We start from the raw sequence: 1414 nt of genomic DNA, 5'->3' as shown, positions 1-1414 counted from the left end.
CCAACCACCACTGCAACAACGCGAGAACCTCACCCGCAGTGCCGTGCACCCGGTCAGCGGTCTCCGTACCGGACCCCGCCCGGCACGGAACGACGACGACGTCCGGTGCCCCTTCCGACTCCCGCAGTGCGTCGAAGTCCGCGACGGTCTCGATCACCAGCGCGTCAGTGGCGGAGGGGAGGGTGAACGGCGTCCACTCCAGCGTGAACAGCTGATCGCCGCCACCGGCACCGCGCAGTTGCTCCGCCGAGACGGCCCGCAACGACAGCGACTCGACCGAGGCCACCGGGGCACCGGTGCCATCGGCCACGGCCAGCGTCACCGAACCGGTGGCCGTCCGCGACAGTTTCACCCGCACCATCGCCGCACCGGCAGCCTGCACGACGACGCCGGACCAAGCGAACGGCAGGACCGGGCCCTCGTCCAGCACCACCAGCCCACCGGCGGCCAGAGCGTGCAGGGCGGCGTCCAGCAGCGCCGGGTGCAGGGCGAACTCCGCCGCCTCGGCAGCCGACTCGTCCGGCAGCTCGACCTCGGCGAAGACGTCGTCCCCGCCTCGCCACACCGAGCGCAGGCCCTGGAAGACCGGACCGTAGTCCAGGCCCGCAGCAGCCATGCCCTCGTAGAACGCCGTCAGGTCGACGGCCTCCGCGCCCGCCGGCGGCCACGCGCCGAGGTCCGCGGCGTACGGTGCCTCTGCCGAGGACAGCACACCCGTCGCGTGCCGCAGCCATGAACCGTCGTCGACGCGCGAGTGCACGCTCAGCTGCCGCCGGCCGGACTCGTCCTCCGGGCCGGCAGCCACCTGAAGGGTGACGCCACCGCGCTCGGGCACCATCAGGGGAAGTTCAAGGGTGAGGTCTTCGATCGATCCGCACCCCGTCTCGTCGCCCGCCCGGATGGCCAACTCGACGAACGCGGTGCCGGGCAGCAGAACGGTCCCGTTCACGGCGTGGTCGGCGAGCCAGGGATGGGTTTCGAGGGAAAGCAGTCCGGTGAGCAGGACCCCGTCGCTGTCGGCCGTCGCGATCGCGGCACCGAGGAGCGGATGGTCCGCCACCCCCAGGCCGGCGGCCCGGACGTCACCGGACGCCTGGGGAACGTCGAGCCAGTAGCGCTCGCGCTGGAAGGCGTAGGTCGGCAGGTCGACGCGGCGGGCACCCGGGAAGAGCGCCTGCCAGTCGGGCGAGATGCCGTGGGTGTGCAACTGCCCGACGGCGGCAGTGATCGCATACCGCTCGGGGCGATCGGCGCGCAGGGCGGGAACGGTGACGATGCCTGAACCGTCGTCGAAGCAGCCCTGGACGAGCGAGCTGAGGACACCGCCCGGACCGATCTCCACGAACGCCGTCACGCCCAGCTCGTGGAGAGTCCGGACACCGTCGGCGAAGCGGACCGCTTCACGGACGTGCCG

At 72.1% G+C, this 1414-nt stretch carries 1 protein-coding gene; it reads right to left on the bottom strand.

Going from position 1 to position 1414, the window contains the following annotated elements:
* Positions 1-1414, bottom strand: a 1414-nt coding sequence (locus ACWEBX_RS40690) for a polyketide synthase dehydratase domain-containing protein (RefSeq protein WP_451889721.1), incomplete at both ends; no start/stop codon positions are given.

The organism is Streptomyces sp. NPDC005070 (genome assembly GCF_053600395.1).
The sequence above is the reverse complement of the archived record's forward strand: the minus strand, read 5'-3'. Positions and strand labels throughout refer to the sequence as shown.